This is a genomic window from Pseudomonas sp. 1176_21 (genome assembly GCF_052850635.1).
In genome coordinates this window covers 145,872-161,350 of sequence record NZ_VXCV01000009.1, presented here as the reverse complement: position 1 = coordinate 161,350, position 15,479 = coordinate 145,872, and the positions used below count along the sequence as shown (strand labels likewise).

General features: G+C 54.2%; 14 protein-coding genes. All 14 read left to right on the top strand.

The features are described from left to right. Positions 1-19: 19 nt before the first annotated feature. Positions 20-2,257 carry a bifunctional prephenate dehydrogenase/3-phosphoshikimate 1-carboxyvinyltransferase gene (locus FW760_RS20320; RefSeq protein ID WP_054915856.1) on the top strand — a complete coding sequence of 746 codons (2,238 nt, stop codon included), beginning with the start codon at positions 20-22 and terminating at the stop codon, positions 2,255-2,257. After that, positions 2,254-2,940: a (d)CMP kinase gene (gene cmk, locus FW760_RS20315; RefSeq protein ID WP_043862679.1), complete on the top strand. Its 687-nt coding sequence runs from the start codon at positions 2,254-2,256 to the stop codon at positions 2,938-2,940. Before FW760_RS20320 ends, cmk begins: the two co-directional genes overlap by 4 nt. A gap of 124 nt (positions 2,941-3,064) precedes the next feature. Continuing rightward, entirely contained in the window at positions 3,065-4,741 is a 1,677-nt protein-coding gene (rpsA, locus tag FW760_RS20310; protein ID WP_043862680.1) for a 30S ribosomal protein S1, read from the top strand. A 316-nt stretch (positions 4,742-5,057) separates the two neighbouring features. Further along, entirely contained in the window at positions 5,058-5,351 is a 294-nt protein-coding gene (gene ihfB, locus FW760_RS20305; protein ID WP_043862681.1) for an integration host factor subunit beta, read from the top strand. A 24-nt stretch (positions 5,352-5,375) separates the two neighbouring features. After that, a complete protein-coding gene (locus tag FW760_RS20300) occupies positions 5,376-5,636 on the top strand; it encodes a LapA family protein (protein ID WP_116055185.1) in 261 nt (86 codons plus the stop codon). A 442-nt stretch (positions 5,637-6,078) separates the two neighbouring features. Further along, positions 6,079-7,146, top strand: coding sequence for an LPS O-antigen chain length determinant protein WzzB (locus tag FW760_RS20295; RefSeq protein WP_116055182.1), 1,068 nt, complete (start codon positions 6,079-6,081; stop codon positions 7,144-7,146). Positions 7,147-7,745: 599 nt separating this feature from the next. Next, positions 7,746-9,023: a Vi polysaccharide biosynthesis UDP-N-acetylglucosamine C-6 dehydrogenase TviB gene (tviB, locus tag FW760_RS20290; RefSeq protein ID WP_116055179.1), complete on the top strand. Its 1,278-nt coding sequence runs from the start codon at positions 7,746-7,748 to the stop codon at positions 9,021-9,023. A 59-nt stretch (positions 9,024-9,082) separates the two neighbouring features. Next, positions 9,083-10,108: an NAD-dependent epimerase/dehydratase family protein gene (locus FW760_RS20285; protein ID WP_116055430.1), complete on the top strand. Its 1,026-nt coding sequence runs from the start codon at positions 9,083-9,085 to the stop codon at positions 10,106-10,108. A 100-nt stretch (positions 10,109-10,208) separates the two neighbouring features. Beyond that, positions 10,209-11,291 carry a dTDP-glucose 4,6-dehydratase gene (gene rfbB / locus FW760_RS20280; RefSeq protein ID WP_353227326.1) on the top strand — a complete coding sequence of 361 codons (1,083 nt, stop codon included), beginning with the start codon at positions 10,209-10,211 and terminating at the stop codon, positions 11,289-11,291. Continuing rightward, entirely contained in the window at positions 11,288-12,160 is an 873-nt protein-coding gene (rfbA, locus tag FW760_RS20275) for a glucose-1-phosphate thymidylyltransferase RfbA (protein WP_116055176.1), read from the top strand. Before rfbB ends, rfbA begins: the two co-directional genes overlap by 4 nt. Then, on the top strand, positions 12,157-13,281 hold the full coding sequence (locus FW760_RS20270; protein WP_116055174.1) for a DegT/DnrJ/EryC1/StrS family aminotransferase: 1,125 nt from the start codon (positions 12,157-12,159) through the stop codon (positions 13,279-13,281). Before rfbA ends, FW760_RS20270 begins: the two co-directional genes overlap by 4 nt. Then, complete coding sequence (locus FW760_RS20265; RefSeq protein WP_116055172.1) at positions 13,278-13,973, top strand: WbqC family protein; 696 nt, start codon at positions 13,278-13,280, stop codon at positions 13,971-13,973. Before FW760_RS20270 ends, FW760_RS20265 begins: the two co-directional genes overlap by 4 nt. A gap of 101 nt (positions 13,974-14,074) precedes the next feature. Further along, entirely contained in the window at positions 14,075-14,965 is an 891-nt protein-coding gene (locus tag FW760_RS20260; protein WP_147303889.1) for a hypothetical protein, read from the top strand. After that, positions 14,947-15,474 carry a GNAT family N-acetyltransferase gene (locus FW760_RS20255; RefSeq protein ID WP_116055168.1) on the top strand — a complete coding sequence of 176 codons (528 nt, stop codon included), beginning with the start codon at positions 14,947-14,949 and terminating at the stop codon, positions 15,472-15,474. The genes FW760_RS20260 and FW760_RS20255 overlap by 19 nt, the downstream gene beginning before the upstream one ends. Positions 15,475-15,479: the final 5 nt, after the last annotated feature.

The following is a 15,479-nucleotide window of genomic DNA, read 5'->3' as shown; positions in this document are numbered from 1 at the left end:
CTGAACAGGGTCCTGCTCCGTGGTTGAAGTCGTAAAGCAAGGCGGGCCCGTCATTGGCCGGCTGGTGGTGGTGGGCCTGGGCCTGATTGGCGGCTCGTTCGCCAAGGGCCTGCGCGAAAGTGGCCTGTGCCGCGAGGTGGTCGGTGTCGACCTGGACCCGCAATCGCGCAAGCTGGCGGTCGAGCTGGGTGTGGTCGACCGTTGTGAAGAGGACCTGGCAGCGGCCTGTGTCGGGGCTGACATGATCCAGCTGGCGGTGCCGATCCTGGCCATGGAAAAGCTCCTGGCGCGCCTGGCGCAGCTTGACCTGGGTGCGGCGGTGCTGACTGATGTGGGCAGCGCCAAGGGCAACGTGGTGCGTGCTGCGCGCGAAGCCTTTGCCGAGAAACTGCCGCGTTTCGTACCTGGCCATCCGATCGCGGGCTCCGAGCAGAGTGGGGTGGAGGCCTCCAATGCCGCCCTGTTCCGTCGTCACAAGGTGATTCTCACGCCGCTGGCAGAAACCGACCCGGCCGCCCTGGCGCTGGTCGATCGCCTGTGGCGTGCACTGGATGCCGATGTCGAGCACATGCAGGTGGAGCGCCACGACGAAGTGCTGGCGGCAACCAGTCATCTGCCGCATCTGCTGGCTTTCGGCCTGGTCGATTCGCTGGCCAAGCGCAATGAAAACCTCGATATCTTCCGTTACGCTGCCGGTGGGTTCCGCGATTTCACAAGAATCGCCGGAAGCGACCCGGTCATGTGGCATGACATCTTCCTCGCCAACCGCGAGGCTGTCCTGCGCACACTGGATACATTTCGCAGCGACCTCGACGCCTTGCGCGACGCGGTCGATGCAGGGGATGGGCACCAGCTGCTGGGCGTTTTCACCCGCGCCCGGGTTGCCCGCGAGCATTTCAGTAAAATCCTGGCCCGTCGGGCCTATGTGGACGCTATGAACTCCAACGACCTGATTTTCCTGGCACAACCTGGTGGCCGCCTGTCCGGCCGTATTCGCGTACCAGGCGACAAATCGATTTCCCACCGCTCGATCATGCTCGGCTCCCTGGCCGAAGGCACCACCGAGGTGGAAGGCTTCCTCGAGGGTGAGGATGCGCTGGCGACCCTGCAGGCGTTCCGCGACATGGGCGTGGTCATCGAAGGCCCGCACCATGGTCGCGTGACCATTCACGGGGTGGGGCTCAATGGCCTCAAGCCGCCGCCTGGCCCGATCTACCTGGGCAACTCGGGTACCTCGATGCGCCTGCTGTCCGGCCTGCTGGCCGCGCAGCCGTTCGACACCGTGCTGACCGGCGATGCTTCGCTGTCCAAGCGCCCGATGAACCGTGTGGCCAACCCGCTGCGCGAAATGGGTGCGGTCATCGAGACCGCCGCCGAGGGGCGCCCGCCGATGACCATCCGCGGTGGCCATACGCTCAAGGCGCTGGATTACAAACTGCCGATGGCCAGTGCCCAGGTCAAATCCTGCCTGTTGCTGGCCGGCCTGTATGCCCAGGGCAAGACTACCGTCACCGAGCCTGCGCCTACCCGTGACCATACCGAGCGCATGCTGCGCGGTTTTGGCTACAGCGTGAGCGTCGATGGCCCTACCGCCTCGCTGGAGTCCGGTGGCAAGCTGACCGCCACCCACATCGAGGTGCCGGCCGATATCTCCTCGGCGGCCTTCTTCCTGGTCGCGGCCTCGATTGCCGAGGGTTCGGAGCTGGTACTGGAGCACGTCGGCATCAACCCGACCCGCACCGGTGTCATCGACATTCTGCAACTGATGGGCGGCGATATCACCCTGGAAAACCAGCGTGAAGTCGGCGGCGAGCCGGTAGCCGACCTGCGAGTGCGCGGCGCCAGGCTCAAGGGTATCGAGATTCCGGAGCACCTGGTGCCCCTGGCGATCGACGAGTTCCCGGTGCTGTTCGTGGCTGCGGCCTGTGCCGAAGGGCGTACCGTGCTGCGCGGCGCCGAAGAGCTGCGGGTGAAGGAGTCGGATCGCATCCAGGTCATGGCCGACGGCCTGCTGGCGCTGGGCGTGAAGTGCGAACCTACCCCGGACGGCATCATCATCGACGGCGGCAGCATCGGTGGTGGCGAAGTGCATGGGCATGGCGACCACCGTATCTCCATGGCCTTCAGTGTCGCCTCGCTGCGCGCTTGCGCGCCGATTCGCATCCATGACTGTGCCAACGTTGCCACCTCGTTCCCCAACTTCCTCGCGCTGTGTGCCGAAGTCGGCATCCGCGTAGCTGAAGAGGGCAAGTCGTGAACGCGCTGGCACCGGTCATCACCATCGACGGGCCTAGCGGTTCTGGCAAGGGTACCGTTGCCGGCATGCTGGCCCGCGAGCTGGGCTGGAAGCTGCTGGATTCCGGTGCTCTGTACCGCCTCCTGGCATTCGCCGCCGGCAACCACGGTGTCGACCTGACCAATGAAGAACTGCTGGTCAAGCTGGCCGCCCATCTGGACGTGCAATTCATCGCCGCCGAGCCGGGCAAGTTGCAGCAGATCATCCTCGAGGGGGATGATGTGAGCAATGTGATCCGTACCGAAACCGTGGGCGCTGGCGCATCGATGGTGGCTTCGCTGCCGGCGGTGCGTGATGCGCTGCTGCAGCGCCAGCGGGCGTTTCAGGAGTCGCCCGGCCTGATCGCCGATGGGCGCGACATGGGGACGGTGGTGTTTCCAGACGCGCCCTTGAAGATTTTCCTCACGGCCAGCGCCGAGGAGCGGGCGCGTCGTCGTTACTTGCAGTTGAAGGGCAAGGGCGATGATGTTAGTCTGTCGAGTCTGCTAGATGAGATACGTGCGCGTGATGAGCGCGACACCCAGCGCGCAGTGGCCCCGCTCAAGCCGGCGGCCGATGCAATCCAGCTGGATTCCACGGAATTGTCCATCGAACAGGTGTTGCAACGCATCAGAAGCGAGATCGCACTTCGCGATATCGCCTGATACAGGGCGGCATGCAGGGGCACCAGTCAACGTCCTGCAGGCTTTCCCTTTATATGAACGAAACCCACATTGTCTGGAATGTGGCTGATGGGCGTATGTCTCGCCCTAATCTACAGGAATTAAAATGAGCGAAAGCTTTGCAGAACTCTTTGAAGAAAGCCTGAAAACCCTCAACCTTCAACCAGGTGCGATCATCACCGGTATCGTTGTCGATATCGACGGTGACTGGGTTACTGTCCACGCCGGTCTGAAGTCCGAGGGCGTCATCCCGCTCGAGCAGTTCTACAACGAAGCTGGCGAGCTGACCATCAAGGTCGGTGACGAAGTTCACGTTGCGCTGGACGCGGTCGAAGACGGCTTTGGCGAAACCAAGCTGTCCCGTGAAAAAGCCAAGCGCGCCGAGTGCTGGATTGTTCTGGAAGCAGCTTTCGCCGCCGAAGAAGTGGTCAAGGGCGTTATCAACGGTAAGGTTAAAGGCGGCTTCACTGTCGACGTTAACGGTATCCGTGCGTTCCTGCCGGGCTCCCTGGTTGATGTCCGCCCAGTGCGCGACACCACCCACCTCGAAGGCAAAGAGCTGGAATTCAAGGTCATCAAGCTGGACCAGAAGCGCAACAACGTTGTCGTTTCCCGTCGCAGTGTCCTGGAAGCCGAAAACAGCGCCGAGCGCGAAGCTCTGCTGGAATCGCTGCAGGAAGGCCAGCAAGTCAAAGGTATCGTCAAGAACCTCACCGACTACGGCGCATTCGTTGACCTGGGCGGCGTTGATGGCCTGCTGCACATCACCGACATGGCCTGGAAGCGTATCAAGCACCCGTCGGAAATCGTCAACGTTGGCGACGAGATCGACGTCAAGGTACTGAAGTACGATCGTGAGCGTAACCGCGTTTCGCTGGGCCTGAAGCAACTGGGCGAAGACCCATGGGTTGCTATCAAGGCACGTTACCCAGAAAGCACCCGCGTCATGGCGCGCGTCACCAACCTGACCGACTACGGCTGCTTCGCAGAGCTGGAAGAAGGCGTGGAAGGCCTGGTACACGTTTCCGAAATGGACTGGACCAACAAGAACATCCACCCTTCGAAAGTCGTACAAGTCGGCGACGAAGTGGAAGTCATGGTTCTGGACATCGACGAAGAGCGTCGTCGTATCTCCCTGGGCATCAAGCAGTGCAAGTCGAACCCATGGGAAGACTTCTCTGGCCAGTTCAACAAGGGCGACAAGATCTCCGGCACCATCAAGTCGATCACCGATTTCGGTATCTTCATTGGTCTGGACGGCGGCATCGACGGTCTGGTTCACCTGTCCGACATCTCCTGGAACGAAGTGGGCGAAGAAGCCGTACGTCGCTTCAAGAAGGGCGACGAGCTGGACACCGTCATCCTGTCGGTTGACCCAGAGCGCGAGCGTATCTCCCTGGGTATCAAGCAGCTGGAAGACGATCCGTTCTCCAACTACGTTGCTGTCAACGACAAAGGCGCTATCGTAAAAGGTATCGTTAAAGAAGTTGACGCCAAGGGCGCTATCATCACCCTGGCCGACGATATCGAAGCCACTCTGAAAGCTTCCGAAATCAGCCGTGACCGCGTTGAAGACGCGCGTAACGTCCTGAAGGAAGGCGAAGAAGTTGAAGCCAAGATCATCAGCGTTGACCGCAAGAGCCGCGTAATCAACCTCTCCATCAAGTCGAAAGACGATGCTGAAGAGAAAGAAGCAATCCAGAGCCTGAAAGCCGCTCCGGAAGCTGCCGCCGATACCACCATGGCTGCACTGCTGCGCGAAGCAATGGCCAAACAGAACTGAGTTCTGCTTGATCATTAAAAAGGGCGACTTCGGTCGCCCTTTTTTGTGCCTGCGATTCATGTCTGTTTGCGGATGAGTCTGCAGGGGGTCCCATGCCTTCCTGTGTTCCGCCAGGGCGGATTCGTCCACGTCAGGGCGAAGCAAATGCGCCAATCCCTTGCCCCGCCTCACCTGCGGGCAGCGGCACTCACTTGTCACCCTTGTGTGCAAATCTTGAAAATTTTATTAAGTCAAGAACCACCCTGTTCAAATCAGCTAGGGCGTGCTACAAACAGAGTAAGCAATGATCTAGCTGCTTGATAAAGAAGGGAAAAATATGACGAAGTCGGAGCTGATCGAACGTATTGTCACCCATCAAGGGCTGCTTTCATCGAAGGATGTGGAGCTGGCCATCAAGACCATGCTTGAGCAGATGTCCCAGTGCCTGGCTACAGGGGATCGAATCGAGATCCGCGGCTTTGGCAGCTTCTCGCTGCATTACCGGGCGCCGCGCCTGGGTCGTAACCCGAAGACGGGGCAGTCGGTGAGTCTGGACGGCAAGTTCGTGCCGCATTTCAAGCCCGGTAAAGAGTTGCGTGATCGGGTCAACGATGAGGAGGAGGGCGCATGATGGCCGCTGAGCAAGGAGCAAGTCATGCGTAACCTCAAGCGTGTAGTGCTGGCGCTGGTGGTGCTGGCCGTTGCGGCGGTGGTGCTGCTGTTTGTGCTGGAGAACCAGCAGTCGGTGGCATTGGTGCTGTTTGGGTGGGCTGCGCCGGCGTTGCCGTTGTCGGTGGTGTGCTTGATTGCCTTGGTAGCTGGGTTGGTTGTCGGGCCGCTGATTGCCACTTACACCGGCTTGCGATCCAAGCTACTAACAAGTCGGCCGATGGCCAAGTCTACAATCTCCGACTAATGCCGCTGTCGTATCATTGGTACTTACATAGGGGTGGGAGACTTGTAGGAACTAATGATGTCTTTTTGGGTAGTCTGGCCGTACTTACATGAGTAGCATTTACCCGCCATGGCACCACTCAGGCGTTACAGGCCCCTGTCATCACCTGCAGCCTGCGCCTTGATCGTGGCCTCTTTCGGAAAGAGGGATTGGCCATCACCCCCATGTCTTGCAAGGGGTGAGGTGGTGGCTCACCCAATTCATCGCGGCTTTTCTTTGTCGGAATCGACCATTCTTAGCAGACTGATGACTGGGAGTGCATATATATTTTTGGTAATTCTTTTTTTTTTTTAATTTCTCACGTAGATTCCTACAGTTAACCGTCTCCCGCGCTGGAATAGGGCATGCACAGGCACTGGTCGAGCCTGGATTGAGAGATATCTTTGAAGGAAAATGAGATTAAATGAGTAGTGATAGCGAGAAGTTGATTGAAGATGATGAAATAGATCTGGTTAAGCTGATCAAAGGATTGTGGCAGCAAAAGATGTTGATCGTCGCGATGGCTGCGATGGTTGCTTTGGCGGCACTGGTTTATGTGCTGGTCGCAACACCAATCTATGAGGCCAAAGTGTTTGTCCAGCCCCCTACCCAAGAAGATATTGCCTACCTGAACTACGGGCGTGGTGGTGAGACCGATCTCGACAGGCTTTCTGTTAAAGATGTTTATGATGCCTACCTTCGTAACCTGCAATCCGAATTTCTGCGCAGAAACTTCTATCAGCGCGTGTATCTGCCCACCCTGAGCGCGAAAGAGCGCGAAGGCTCACAGGACAGGTTGTATCGAAATTTCAGCAAGTTATTAGTTGTGTCCGGCACCGGAAAAAATACGCCGGATCGCTATGTGGTGACAGTAGCGCTCCCTAATCCAAAGGATGCTGCTGATTGGGCTGCTGGCTATGCCAAGATGGCGGGAGACATAGCTAAGCAAGAAATATTGAACAATATTAGAAGTGAAGCGGCGGTGAGGGCCAACAACCTTCAATTTCAAATTACCAATGCGCAGAAAAGCGCAAGAGAACAACGTGAAGACGAAATACTGAAGCTGAAGGAGGCCCTGGCTGTGGCCAAGGCCATTGGTCTTGAAAAGTCCTCTATCATGTTTGGCAATATGTCCAGCGACGCCTTTAACGGTGCCCAGGGCTCCCTGAGCTATCTGCATGGCAGTAAGGCACTGAGTGCAGAAATCGAGAATTTGGAAAATCGTAAATCTGATGATCCATTTATTACGGATATTCGCAAGCAGCAAGCAGCATTGGCCTTCTATCGTTCGCTCGATGTCGACCCTGTGGCAGTAGCGACTTATCGGCAGGACGGTGTCGTCGAATCTCCGGATCAGCCAGTCAAGCCTAATAAGTCGCTTATCGTTCTGGCCGGTTTTATTATTGGCACATTGGCGGGTATAGGATTTGTTGTGGGGCTTGTACTGTGGCGTGAGGCAATTTCCCCAAAATTTGGCGATAGCCGAAGGTAGTGGTGCTTTGTATGCTTGACGCTGAGATGCACCGAGCTGATTGATGAGCGACGATAAAGGACGGTTGGTAGAGCGGTCGTGTGGCATGCTGTTAAGCTGTCTACTGCTACTGCTTAGATTGGTGGGGATAAACCCTTCAGCTTTGGTCCGAGAGCAGGAATGCAGCGCGAGTGAGACCTTGTTTCGGCGTCGCTTGATGCAGTACATGCTGACATTGCTCGGTGACCTTTTGCGCGCTGCCTTTGCCGGCCGAGTCAAGTCAGGTGTACTTGCGCGCGCAGTCCGTGCGAGAGGCTGTCGAGTGGAGCATCATGTTGAACCCTTCGTTGTTCTTCAGGTGGCTTTAGCGCGGGGTGGCGCCATCATGCATTTGGTTGGATCAGGGGGCGAAGGCGCCCGCACGGATTTGCGAAAATTTCGAATGGCAGATATGGCTCTGTAGGTACTCGCCATGATGGTTCAAGCCGATTTTTGAGCAGGCGTGCCTTCGTATCACCGTATTGGCACAGCAAGCGCGCTGGGAGTTACCGGTTCGGTTGGCCGGGCTTGAGCCACTGATCAACGTGCTTGAAAACTTCTTTAGTCTAATGGAATGTGAAATGGTCAAATTGAGTAACGTGAATCTCGCAGTCGTAGGTTTAGGGTATGTCGGGTTGCCCTTGGCTGCTGAGTTTGGAAAAAAACGTGCAGTAGTTGGTTTTGACATCAATCAGGCACGTATCCAGGCACTCAAGGGTGGACACGATACAACGCTGGAGGTCAGTGACGAGGAGCTTAACCAGGCCGTACAGTTGAGCTATGCCTGCGAAATAGAGTCGCTGAGGGAGTGCAACGTCTACATCGTCACCGTGCCGACCCCGATTGATGAGTATAAGAGGCCTGATCTTACTCCGTTGCTGAAGGCATCGGAAACCATAGGCAAGGTCCTGAAAAAGGGCGATATCGTCATTTACGAATCGACTGTGTACCCCGGTGCAACAGAAGAAGACTGTGTTCCTGTGCTTGAACAATTTTCTGGCCTGGTTTTCAACCAGGATTTCTATGCAGGCTACAGCCCCGAGCGCATCAATCCAGGCGATAAAGAACACCGCGTGACGACCATCAAGAAGGTTACTTCGGGTTCCACCCCTGAAGTCGCCGAGCTGGTCGACGCTCTCTATCGTGAGATCATTGTGGCTGGCACACACAAAGCCAGCAGCATCAAGGTAGCCGAGGCGGCGAAGGTCATCGAGAACACTCAGCGGGACCTGAATATCGCTTTGATCAACGAGCTAGCACTTATCTTCAACAAAATGGGTATCGATACTGAGGCGGTTCTGCAGGCGGCCGGTACCAAGTGGAATTTCCTCCCTTTCCGGCCGGGCCTGGTCGGTGGTCACTGTATTGGTGTGGACCCCTACTATCTGACGCACAAGGCGCAGAGTATTGGCTACCACCCAGAAATTATCCTGGCCGGACGCCGTCTGAATGACAGCATGGGTGCGTATGTGGTAGCACAATTGGTAAAAGAAATGGTCAAGCGGAGAATTCACGTCGAAGGGGCGCGTGTTCTGGTAATGGGCCTGACCTTCAAGGAAAACTGCCCGGATCTTCGCAATACCAAAGTAGTTGATATTGTCAATGAACTGGCAGAGTACAACATTCAGGCGGATGTCTATGACCCATGGGTTGATATAAAGGACGCTCAGCATGAGTATGGTCTTACGCCAGTTACAGCACCGTCAACGGGTACATACGACGGTGTGATCCTAGCGGTTGCTCACCAGCAATTCAAAGCGCTCGGAGCTGAAAAAATTCGCGAGTTTGGTAAGTCTGAGCACGTGCTGTATGACCTCAAATACCTTCTGACTGCCGAAGAGTCGGATTTGCGCCTATAAGCGCCCCGGAATATCCAGAACACTTCGCTTTTTAACCTTAGGTACTGCCAATGGCCGTCATGACTGCTTACGAACGTCTCATCCAAGACCTGCCACACTCGCCCAAGACCTGGCTGATTACAGGGGTGGCGGGCTTTATCGGTTCGAATATTCTGGAAGTTCTGCTCACGTTGAACCAGCGCGTAGTAGGCCTGGATAATTTCGCAACTGGGCACCAGCATAATCTCAACGAGGTCCAGAGGCAGGTCAGCGCACAGCAATGGGCGGGATTCAACTTCATAGAGGGTGATATTCGGAATCTGGCAGATTGCCGTACCGCGTGCGGTGATGTCGATTATGTGCTTCATCAGGCAGCCTTGGGCTCAGTTCCTCGCTCAATCAATGATCCTCTAGCCACCAATCACACCAATATTGACGGTTATCTCAATATGTTGGTGGCGGCCCGTGACGCAGGGGTCAAAAGTTTCGTCTATGCGGCCAGCAGTTCAACCTATGGTGATCATCCCGGATTGCCGAAGGTCGAGGATTTTATTGGAAAACCTCTCTCTCCATATGCCGTTACCAAATACGTGAATGAGCTCTATGCTGAGGTGTTCGCGCGCACTTATGGGTTTACTACTATCGGTCTGCGGTACTTCAACGTATTTGGCAAGCGTCAGGACCCTGAAGGTGCTTATGCTGCAGTTATTCCCAAATGGACTGCGGCAATGATAAAGGGAGAAGACGTTTATATAAACGGCGACGGCGAAACTAGTCGCGATTTCTGCTTCATCGAGAATGCCGTACAGGCCAACTTGTTGGCTGCGACTACGACGCAAGAAGCGGCGCGCAACCAGGTGTACAACGTGGCTGTCAGCGGGCGTACCAACCTCAATCACCTGTTTGAGTCGCTTAAGACAACCTTGGCTAGCAACGGCGTGACGTACGCCAAGGGTCCAGTTTATCGGGATTTTCGCGCCGGCGACGTACGTCATTCTCAGGCCGATGTCGGTAAGGCGCAACGTCTGCTGGGGTATGCTCCGCAGTTCGATATCGATAAAGGTATCGAAAAGGCAATGCCGTGGTATATCGCATTCCTTGGATAATTACAGCTCGGGCCGTGAGCCCGAATTGCATGTTTATACTTTGATTTGCCACCTTATTCAGCCAAGGTGGCAAACGTTGACATCTGGATAGTTCATTGTTATGAAAATTCTTGTCACTGGCGGTGCCGGTTTTATTGGTTCGGCGGTTATACGCCACATCGTGAACAATACCGGTGACAGTGTGATCAATCTAGACAAGCTCACCTACGCGGGGAACTTGCAGTCGCTGGATAGTGTGAGTGCCAGTGATCGTTATACATTTGAAAAGATAGATATCTGCCAGCGTAGCGAGTTGGATCGCTTACTGCTTGAGCATCAGCCAGATGCGATCATGCACCTAGCTGCCGAATCCCATGTAGATCGTTCGATAGATGGCCCCAATGTTTTCATTTTGACCAATATTGTGGGCACTTATACGCTTTTGGAAAGTGCCCGGCAGTATTGGCAAAGCTTGAGTGGGGCACGCAAGGAAAATTTTCGCTTTCACCATGTTTCTACTGATGAGGTTTACGGCGACTTAGAAGGGCCAGACTCCCTTTTCCAAGAAACCACACCATATGCTCCTAGTTCGCCTTACTCTGCGAGCAAGGCCAGCTCGGACCACTTGGTTCGAGCGTGGCATCGCACATATGGTCTGCCGACACTGATCACTAACTGCTCAAACAACTATGGTCCGTTCCATTTTCCGGAAAAACTCATCCCATTGATAATTCTCAATGCCCTGGAATGCAAGCCATTACCGGTGTATGGAAATGGACGGCAGGTTCGCGACTGGCTTTACGTTGAAGACCATGCCCGTGCACTTTATGCAGTCCTTACTCAAGGCGAGGTGGGTGAAACCTACAATGTAGGTGGTCACAACGAAAAGGAGAACATAGACGTGGTACACGCACTCTGTGATTTGCTGGATGAGCTTCGACCCTTGCAAGGGGAGCGAGCTGGGTCATATCGCGCGCTGGTGACGTATGTGAAGGACCGCCCTGGCCACGATCAACGCTATGCCATCGATGCCAGTAAAATTAAGCAGGCGCTCGGCTGGGTACCGCAGGAATCATTTGAAACAGGTATCCGAAAGACGGTCGAGTGGTACTTGGACAATCTGAGGTGGTGCCGCGCTGTGCAGGACGGCAGCTATCAACGCGAGCGGCTCGGAGCATCGGTTGAAGGAGTAGTAAACGTATGAAAGGCATTGTTCTCGCTGGCGGATCCGGTACTCGGCTCTACCCAATCACCAAAGGTGTGTCCAAGCAGCTGCTGCCAATCTACGACAAGCCGATGATTTACTATCCGCTCTCGGTACTTATGCTAGCTGGTATTCGCGAAATCCTGCTTATCAGCACCCAGGAAGATATAGCAGGGTATCAGCGGTTACTGGGCGATGGTACGGAGTTCGGTATCAACTTGAGTTATTCCATTCAGGAAAGGCCTGACGGTTTGGCACAGGCTTTCATCATTGGCGAATCTTTTATAGGAAATGATTCTGTATGCCTGGTGTTGGGCGACAACATTTTTTACGGCCAGGGGTTCAGCCCGCTATTGCGCCAAGCAGCGCGTTGTACGAAAGGCGCATCGGTGTTTGGGTACCAAGTAAAGGATCCGGAGCGTTTCGGTGTGGTTGAGTTCGACAAGAACCAGCGCGCTGTTTCTATCGAAGAAAAGCCATTGAAGCCTAAGTCACAATTTGCAGTAACCGGACTCTATTTCTATGACAATGAAGTTGTGGATATTGCCAAAGAGGTCAGGCCCTCTGCACGCGGGGAGCTAGAGATCACCAGCATCAATCAGGTGTACCTTGGGCGTGGGGAGTTGCGCGTGCAGCTGCTGGGGCGCGGCTTTGCGTGGCTGGATACCGGTACCCACGAAAGTCTGTTGGAGGCGAGTCATTTCGTCGAAACCATCGAAAAGCGTCAGGGCTACAAGGTTGCTTGCCTGGAAGAGATCGCGTTCAACAATGGTTGGCTGAGTGTCTCGGATCTGCAGCGGATCGGCCACTCACTCAGCAAGAACAGCTATGGTCAGTATCTCCTGTCGCTGGCCAAGGAGTCGATATGAGTGACAAACCAATTTACGTCACGCAGCCGTACCTGCCGCCGCTGGATGAGTTTGTTCCGTACCTCAAGGAAATATGGAACAATAAAACGCTTACCAATGGCGGCCCCATGCACCAGCAGTTGGAGCAGGCTTTGTGCGAGTACCTGGGGGTTGAGCATGTTGCGCTGTTCAATAACGGTACCATTGCACTGTTGACGGCGTTGCAGGCGCTGCGGGTAACAGGCGAAGTCATTACGACTCCCTATTCATTTGTGGCCACTGCGCATTCTCTTTTGTGGAACGGTATCAAGCCGGTATTTTCCGATATTGATCCCCACACGCTTAATCTTGATCCGAGCAAGATTGAGGCCGCCATCACCCCACATACCACTGCCATCATGCCCGTCCATTGTTATGGAAACCCATGCGATGTAGACGCCATCCAGCGCATTGCCGACAACTACAATTTGCGTGTTATCTATGATGCTGCGCACGCCTTTGGCGTCAAAGATGTGGGGGGCAGTGTGCTGCGACATGGCGATCTGAGTGTGCTGAGTTTTCACGCGACCAAAGTATTCAATACCTTCGAGGGCGGCGCAATCATCTGCCCAGATGCGAAAACTAAGAGGCGCATCGATCAGTTGAAGAACTTTGGTTTTGTTGATGAAGTGACAGTTGTAGCCCCCGGCATCAACGGGAAGATGAGCGAGGTGAATGCCGCGTTTGGGCTGCTGCAGCTCAAGCATATTGATAGCGCTATGACTCGACGCCGAGAGGTTGACGCGTTCTATCGCAAAAAGCTCAAGCATGTCAAAGGTATCAGTCTGGTAGAGGAGGTAGGTCAGGTGGTTGGCAATCACTCTTATTTTCCACTATTGGTCGAAGCAGGCTATCCGCTTAGTCGTGATGGCTTGTATCAAGCACTTAAGGATAGCAATATTTTTGCACGCCGCTACTTTTACCCCTTGATCAGTGATTTTCCCATGTACCGAGGCATGCAGTCGGCACAACGCGGCAATTTGCCTGTTGCAGCGAAAGTGTCAGATAAAGTGTTGTGTCTGCCGATATATCCTGCCCTTGAGGATGCCGAACTGCAGGCTGTAGTGACAGTGATCCAACGCGCGCAAGGTGGCGCAAGATGAAGCTGGCAATCATGCAGCCCTACTTATTTCCTTACACCGGATACTTTAATCTGGTTGCGCAGGTGGACAAGTTTGTATTTTATGACGACGTCAATTTTATCAAGAATGGATGGATAAACCGCAATCGGCTATTTTTGTCCGGTGATGTACGTTACTTTACAGTACCACTCTCGGGGGGTAGCCCTAACTTGAAAATCGCAGAAGTCAAGTGCCAGTCACAGGGCGCATGGTCGAGAAAGATCCTTGAAAGTATAAAGCAATCTTACGGCAAGGCCCCTCATTTCAATTCAACATTTGATCTGATAAAAGAGGTGCTAGAGACAAATCCGGAGTCTATTGCAATACTTGCCAAGCGTAGTGTCCAAATGATAGCCGAGCGCTTGGGATATTCGACCATTTTTGAACAGACCTCCAAAATTTACGATAATTCTGCGCTGAGTGGTATGTCAAGGGTAATCGATATCTGTGTCAAGGAGAGCGCTCATACCTATATAAACTTGCCTGGTGGTAAGGATTTATACGATCCACAGGCTTTCAAAGCAAACAGCATTGACCTGGTCTTCTCTCGACCTGGTTTTCTGGCGTACCAGCAGTTCGACCGTATTTTTCAGCCTGGATTGTCCATTCTTGATGTCATGATGTTCAACGATTTGACAGCCTGTCGCGAAATCATCGCTCAGGAGGTGGCATGATACATTGTGCGGTGGGCGGGTATTTTGAACTAGAGTTGCCACCTCCTGTCTCAATGCCCTACCCAGGGGCGTTGACCTTCCAATCGGCGCGTGGAGCCTTCATGGCATTGCTCGCTGCTGGTGCGCCGCGTCATGTTTGGATGCCTCGATACACCTGTGATGTCATGTTGCATACTCTTGATCAGGCTGGTGTTAGTTATTCATTCTACGGCTTGAATAACGACCTAACGATAAAAGACGACATCGTTCTGCTTGATGACGAGTGGCTCATTTATGTTAACTACTTTGGTCTGTGCACGGCCATTCAGCAGGAAATTTTAAGGCGTTTCAATCCTCTTCAGGTGGTGTTCGACAATGCACAAGCGTTTTTCTGTCCACCGCTGGAATGTCTGGCTACTCTATATTCGCCACGTAAATTTTTCGGTATCCCCGATGGTGGGTTGCTGGTGACCTCACTGAATATGAGTGCCTCTTATGCGACTGACGAGACATCCTTGCAGCGCTCATCTCATCTGCTACAGCGTCTTGGCGCCGGAGCGGAGGCGGGTTATCAAGCGTATCAGCGCGCTGAACAATCGCTTGATGGCGGAGTCGTGCCCAAACGCATGTCGCTGCTTACGACTCGTTTACTGTCCTCTATCGATGTGTACGAAGCTAGGAAACGGCGGGATGTAAATTTCGGTTTTCTGCACAGTAAATTTGGCGCTTTTAACGAGATGATGATTGCTGAGGCATTTGTGCAGGGGGCTTTGTGCTATCCCCTGTTGGTGAGTTGTGGGGAAGCGTTGCGAAATGAGTTGGTAAACAATCGTATCTATACCGCCAGGTATTGGTCAGATTGTCACCAGCGCACCGATGAGAATTCAATCGAGCGCCAGATGTGCGACCGACTGATCGCAATCCCTTGCGATCAACGTTACGGTATCGGTGAGTTGCAGCGAGTTGTTGACGTTGTCGAACGGGAGATGGCGAGATGCAAGAATATTACCTAAGAGAGCTATCCAGCGCCGATGCTGCGATTATTAATCGGTGGCGCAATGATCGTGCGCTGGTGGGGTGGCTGGGAGCGCCCTACAGGTACATCGCCGAGGAAGTTGATGCCAGCTGGGTGAGCCGCTACTTGGCGAATCGCAGCAACTGCGTAAGATTAGCTGTCTGCGTGAAAGGCACGAATCAGGTGATAGGGGCGGCTTATCTTCTTTCGATTGACTGGATCGCGAGAAGCAGCGAGTTTGCCATTTGGATTGGCGAGAAAGAGTTTCACTCCAAAGGAGTTGGTCGATTTTCAACGGAAAAGGTACTTGAGCATGCGTTCAATGACTTAAATTTGAATCGCGTTCACCTCACGGTGCTCGAACACAATAAGCGCGCTATTGAGCTCTACCAGAAAATGGGTTTTTCTGTGGAAGGTGTCCATCGAGAAGCTGTCTTCAAGGAAGGGAAATATTTTAATATGGTGGCCATGTCTATACTGGCAGCTGAGTTTTTTTTCCGTCCGTGAGCAGG

Excerpts from the sequence above, each read along its gene's own strand:
- rpsA (WP_043862680.1), top strand. The coding sequence starts at position 3,065 with ATGAGCGAAAGCTTTGCAGAACTCTTTGAAGAAAGCCTGAAAACCCTC.
- rfbA (WP_116055176.1), top strand. The coding sequence starts at position 11,288 with ATGAAAGGCATTGTTCTCGCTGGCGGATCCGGTACTCGGCTCTACCCA.
- FW760_RS20300 (WP_116055185.1), top strand. The coding sequence starts at position 5,376 with ATGCGTAACCTCAAGCGTGTAGTGCTGGCGCTGGTGGTGCTGGCCGTT.
- tviB (WP_116055179.1), top strand. The coding sequence starts at position 7,746 with ATGGTCAAATTGAGTAACGTGAATCTCGCAGTCGTAGGTTTAGGGTAT.
- FW760_RS20265 (WP_116055172.1), top strand. The coding sequence starts at position 13,278 with ATGAAGCTGGCAATCATGCAGCCCTACTTATTTCCTTACACCGGATAC.
- rfbB (WP_353227326.1), top strand. The coding sequence starts at position 10,209 with ATGAAAATTCTTGTCACTGGCGGTGCCGGTTTTATTGGTTCGGCGGTT.
- FW760_RS20295 (WP_116055182.1), top strand. The coding sequence starts at position 6,079 with ATGAGTAGTGATAGCGAGAAGTTGATTGAAGATGATGAAATAGATCTG.
- ihfB (WP_043862681.1), top strand. The coding sequence starts at position 5,058 with ATGACGAAGTCGGAGCTGATCGAACGTATTGTCACCCATCAAGGGCTG.
- FW760_RS20270 (WP_116055174.1), top strand. The coding sequence starts at position 12,157 with ATGAGTGACAAACCAATTTACGTCACGCAGCCGTACCTGCCGCCGCTG.
- FW760_RS20285 (WP_116055430.1), top strand. The coding sequence starts at position 9,083 with ATGACTGCTTACGAACGTCTCATCCAAGACCTGCCACACTCGCCCAAG.
- FW760_RS20255 (WP_116055168.1), top strand. The coding sequence starts at position 14,947 with ATGCAAGAATATTACCTAAGAGAGCTATCCAGCGCCGATGCTGCGATT.
- FW760_RS20260 (WP_147303889.1), top strand. The coding sequence starts at position 14,075 with ATGGCATTGCTCGCTGCTGGTGCGCCGCGTCATGTTTGGATGCCTCGA.